The sequence below is a fragment of the Atribacterota bacterium genome, assembly GCA_039638595.1.
GTDB lineage: Bacteria > Atribacterota > Atribacteria > Atribacterales > Caldatribacteriaceae > Profundicultor > Profundicultor thermophilus.
This window is the reverse complement of the sequence record JBDIWM010000078.1, coordinates 1-4,861: the sequence shown is the minus strand read 5'-3', so window position 1 is coordinate 4,861 and position 4,861 is coordinate 1. Positions and strand designations below refer to the sequence as shown.

Genomic DNA, 4,861 nt, shown 5'->3' with positions numbered 1-4,861 from the left:
CCGTGGTGGGTTCATCCATGATAATCAGGCGAGCATCGTGCAAGAGCGCCCGGGAAATAGCAATCAATTGTCGATCAGCCACAGAGAGTTCTTCTACTCGACGGTGCAGGTCAATCTTGACATTGATGCTTGCTAACGCTTCACGTGCAACTCCATCAATCTCTTTCCAGCTCACCAGACGCTGCTTTTTCTCGAGTAAATAGTTGAAAGCAATATTTTCCGCAGCACTCAAATTGGGAAAAAGAGAGAAATCCTGATAGATTACCTGAATACCTTCTCGAATGGAATCAATCGGGTGCAGTCTGGGGAAATTTTTACCATTAATAATAATTTCTCCTTCATCGGGTACTTCGGCCCCAGACATAATTTTGATAAGGGTTGACTTTCCCGAACCGTTTTCTCCCACCAAACAACGGATTTCCGCTCGATGAATCGCAAGGTTAACCTTCTTGAGAGCCTGAATCCCGGCAAACGCTTTACTGACATTCTTAACCACCAAAAATTCATCATCCATAACCAAGCGGGCTCCCTCCTGTAAATTATTCCTGCTTCTTTCATTCAGGCTAGCAACACACCCGTTGCTAGCCTGAATGCACCTGAAACAATTAGAAATTATACTGATCCATATTGTCTTTGGTCACAAAGACCCACGCTTCGCCGTAGAGCACACGGCCATCCTGGCGAAGCTTGGTATAGCCGGGAACCCCTAAATCCAGACCATCACCAACTTCTTGACCTTCCAGCACCATAACCGCTAATTTATTCATGGCATACCCTGCGTCAGCCGGATCCCAGAAACCAATCATCTTGATGGCGCCACTTTCCAGATACTGTCCAGAAAGGGAAACGAGGCTCGGCCCAATAACAGCGATCTGATCCTGCAGTCCAGCTTCTTCCACCGCCAGACCACATCCAGGCGCTGCGGTAGATGCCGAAGTCCGTACACCCTTCAGATTGGGATAGGTACGCAGGAGCTCCTTCATGTTTTCGTAAGCCCGAGTCTGATCGTCGTAATCTTCAAGGGGAGTTTCGGTGACTAGCTTCATGTTGGGGTACTTTTCTTTCTGACGCTCCACACTACCAGTAATCCACTCCATATGGGTTTTGGAGGTAAGGCTTCCCACCATGGTAGCATATTCGCCCTCTCCGCCCATGTACTCGGCCAGGTAATCCATCAATTTTGCTCCAAAAGCCAGGTTATCAAAGGCTTCAAGGTCCCAGTGAGCATTCTGGATATTGGACGCTTCATGAGTAATAACGACAATTCCTTCGTCCATGGCTCTCTTCAAGACCGGCTCCACCGCTTCGGGAGAAAAGGGAACCACACAAATCGCATCGACACCCTGAGCAATCAAGTCCTCAATAATCTGAACTTGCAGCGCTGCATCTGCCTTAGGAGGACCAACCAGGAAGGCTTCATGACCAGTATCTTCGGCAAACTTCTTGACACCCTCGCGCATCCGTTCAAACCAAGCGATGCCATCTAATTTTACCACAGTCGCAATCGTGTACTTCTTAGCCATCGCTGGAACCGCCAGAACCACCATCAATAAAGCAACTACAAAAAGCAGGAAAAAGAACTTTTTTATATCTAACCTTCTCACTGTGTTTGTTCATTCTCGCCACAATACCCAGTGACCCCAACACGAAAGTGCTTTCCCGAAAAACGGTAGTCCGATCCCGAAAACCACAAATTTCTGATTGGTATCCTCCGCGCTCACCTCCTTTTCTCCACAGGCATGAATTTTGTTATAGTACCTTTGCTCATTTTATCAAATCGTCGTCTCCTGTCAACACACCAGTCTTTTTCCAAAAACCGCAAAATAAGCCCTTCAGGTTAAAACGAAGCGAACGTCGCAGCCATGGCGCAAAATCAGGGAAACACCGCTAACTGCTTGAATCTGGTAACGGCATCAAAAAATTTGTGCTGGGAAAACAACGCTGTCCCTACCACCACAATTTCTACTCCAGCCTGCGTTACCAGAGCCGCGTTTTCGAAGTTAATTCCCCCATCAACTCCCATTGGTATGGAATATCCCCATTCCGTCATTTTTCTTCTGGCCAGGTTAATTTTATCCACCACATTCTCTTCAAATTCCTGACCACCAAATCCTGGTTCAACGCTCATAAAGAGTACATAATCAACGTATGCTGCCAGGTACTGCAATTCCTCGAACCTGCCACAGGGATTGATAGCAATCCCCACTTTTTTCCCAAAGCTTTTTTCCCAAAGCTACGAATTTCCTTTAAAGTCCTGATGGGATGGCGAACGGTATCAAGTTGCACAATGAGGACATCAGCCCCAGCTTCAGCGAATATGGAGGTGTACTGCTCAGGATTCTCAATTTCAAGATGAACCTCAAATGGTAACGCGGTGATTTTCCGTAAATCTCGAACGGTTTTAGGACTAAAAGCGAAATTTTTCACATAGTGACCATCCATCACGTCCAGGTGAATTAAGTCCACACCTGCCTTTTCCAGATTGACCACTGTTTCTCCCAAATAGGCTTCGTCGCACGCTAAAAGTGAAGCAGAAATTTTCACCATGAATGGACCTCCCCCGACTCAAAGATCAAAAAGGCATGGTTCCACCATCTTCCGAAGTGTCCGCGAATTCCAACCATACCATTCCTACAGTAATCAGTGTAACCGAGATGGACACTACGCATTAGTTTACCATTTGGGAGTCCGCAAAAATAGGACATGACACTTCATACTACCCACTTCCACTTGTTTCCCTTCCGAGAACCATACAATGCTAAAATATCCTCAGTTCTTTTCAAAGGCCCTTTTCCCAATACCGGTAAAATTGCTACAATAAAAAAAACGGAGGGAGGTGGCAAAAACGCTCTGGGATGAAAAAACGGAAATCATGCTTCGGGAGGATTTACACAAAATCCAGCTCAACCGGCTGAAAAAGGTGCTCGTTCGGGCTTACCATAACCTTCCCTATTATCGGAAAAAACTGGAAGAATCAGGGATAGATGTATACAAAATAAACACTCTGGAGGATTTAAAAAACCTACCCTTCACCACCAAAGATGACCTGCGCCAGGCTTATCCCTTCGGGGCCATTGCTGAACCCATGCATAACATCGTACGAATCCATTCCTCCTCTGGAACCACCGGAACAGCCACGGTGGTGGGGTACACACCACAGGACATTGAAACCTGGTCAGAACTCATGGCCCGAACACTGGCCGGATGCGGTGTCACCCAGGAAGATATCATCCAGGTGGCTTTTGGATACGGCCTTTTCACCGGAGGACTGGGTGTTCATTACGGAGCCGAAAAACTTGGGGCAACGGTGGTACCCATGTCGGTGGGCAATACTCTGCGGCAAATCCAGATTTTACGTGACTTTGGGATTTCGGTTCTCTGCTGCACGCCTTCTTTTGCTCTGTACCTGGCGGAAGTGGCCCGGGAAAACAACGTGGATTGGACGAGGAGTCGTCTTCGTCTGGGCATTTTTGGGGCTGAGCCCTGGTCGGAGGAAATGCGGGCTGAAATCGAGAAAAAACTCCCCATTCGGGCTTTTGACATCTATGGTCTGAGTGAAGTAATTGGCCCGGGGGTCGCTTTTGAGTGTGAAGCAAGAAATGGGCTCCACATTTCTGAGGACCACTTCCTGCCCGAAGTGATCGACCCGAAAACCGGACAGGTATTGCCGGAAGGCACCACTGGGGAGCTGGTCTTTACCACCCTTACCAAAGAAGGTACTCCCGTAATTCGATACCGAACCGGCGATATCTCGGCGCTTTACTATGAACCGTGCCGGTGTGGAAGAACCATGGTGCGGATGCAGCGGGTCTCTTCCCGAACCGACGACATGCTCATCATTCGGGGAGTCAATGTCTATCCTTCTCAAATTGAGAGCGTAATACTGAGTTTTGACGGTGTAGAACCACACTATCAGATTGTCCTCAGTCGGGAAAACTATCTGGATCAGATTGCGGTCCACGTGGAAGTGTCACCCCAGGTATTTTCAGACGAAGTCAAAGTTCTGGAAAAACTCAAAAAGCAGATTGAAGAAAAACTCAAAGCCGAGCTCAACTTGAGCTGCGAAGTGAAGCTTCTAGAACCAAAAAGTATCACCCGATCCGAGGGCAAGGCTAAGCGGGTCATTGACCTGCGAAAAAAAGAGGGAGTCCAATGAAACAGATCTCGGTTTTTTTAGAAAATCGGCCGGGAAGTCTATATGCGGTGCTCGACAAATTGCGGACATGGAATGTCAACTTGAGGGCTTTGTCTTTAGCTGATACAGCTGAGTTCGGAGTCCTGCGTTTCATCGTGGAAAATCCCGAAAAAACAGTTGAACAACTCAAGAACGAAGGATTTACGGCAACTCTCACCGAAGTTCTTGCCGTGGGGGTCGACGACCGTCCTGGAGGACTGTGTCAGGTGGTAGAAATGCTCACCCGGGAAGGGATTTCCATTGAGTACCTCTATGCTTTCGTCTCCCCTCACAAAGACAAAGCCTATGTGGTGTTCCGGGTAGAGGACCCGGAAAAAGCCAGAAAAACCCTGGAAAACCATACCATTCCTCTTCTTGAGGAAATACCATTTTAACCCGTGTAAAAAAATAGTCCCCTTGCCTTAATTCGATGTACGGCAAGGGGTAAAAGCCTCTAACCATAATTCCTTCCCACCCCAAAACAACCTTGCAAAAACCCATTCTTTAAGGAGAAGCTGACGGTACCATCCGATGCCACTCGATTACAGCAACAATCCTAAAAAACTCCATTTACGGCAACAACTTTTCAAGAAAAATCAAGATTCATTGAAAAAGCGACATGAGCCATTCCAGAAAATACCAAAGCGGAAAGAAGCCATGGCAGGAAATGAGCAAGATGATTTGAAA

General features: G+C 47.3%; 6 protein-coding genes. 2 read left to right on the top strand and 4 right to left on the bottom strand.

Going from position 1 to position 4,861, the window contains the following annotated elements; translation table 11 throughout:
• The 4 genes from ABDK92_10995 to ABDK92_10980 all read right to left on the bottom strand — a co-directional run.
• The coding region (locus ABDK92_10995; protein ID MEN3187127.1) for an ATP-binding cassette domain-containing protein at window positions 1-514 on the bottom strand (514 nt) is incomplete at its 3' end.
• Window positions 515-605: 91 nt separating this feature from the next.
• Complete coding sequence (locus tag ABDK92_10990; protein MEN3187126.1) at window positions 606-1,604, bottom strand: autoinducer 2 ABC transporter substrate-binding protein; 999 nt, start codon at window positions 1,602-1,604, stop codon at window positions 606-608.
• A gap of 269 nt (window positions 1,605-1,873) precedes the next feature.
• Window positions 1,874-2,206: a hypothetical protein gene (locus tag ABDK92_10985; GenBank protein MEN3187125.1), complete on the bottom strand. Its 333-nt coding sequence runs from the start codon at window positions 2,204-2,206 to the stop codon at window positions 1,874-1,876.
• Window positions 2,125-2,547 (bottom strand): hypothetical protein, encoded by a 423-nt coding sequence (locus ABDK92_10980; protein ID MEN3187124.1) that lies wholly within the window; start codon window positions 2,545-2,547, stop codon window positions 2,125-2,127. Before ABDK92_10980 ends, ABDK92_10985 begins: the two co-directional genes overlap by 82 nt.
• 325 nt (window positions 2,548-2,872) lie before the next feature.
• Here ABDK92_10980 and ABDK92_10975 point away from each other — a divergent pair, with 325 nt between their 5' ends.
• Both ABDK92_10975 and ABDK92_10970 read left to right on the top strand, forming a co-directional pair.
• The gene (locus tag ABDK92_10975) at window positions 2,873-4,156 is read left to right on the top strand and encodes a phenylacetate--CoA ligase (GenBank protein ID MEN3187123.1); all 1,284 of its coding nucleotides are present in this window, start codon (window positions 2,873-2,875) and stop codon (window positions 4,154-4,156) included.
• The gene (locus tag ABDK92_10970; GenBank protein ID MEN3187122.1) at window positions 4,153-4,569 is read left to right on the top strand and encodes an ACT domain-containing protein; all 417 of its coding nucleotides are present in this window, start codon (window positions 4,153-4,155) and stop codon (window positions 4,567-4,569) included. The genes ABDK92_10975 and ABDK92_10970 overlap by 4 nt, the downstream gene beginning before the upstream one ends.
• The last annotated feature ends 292 nt before the right edge of the window (window positions 4,570-4,861 follow it).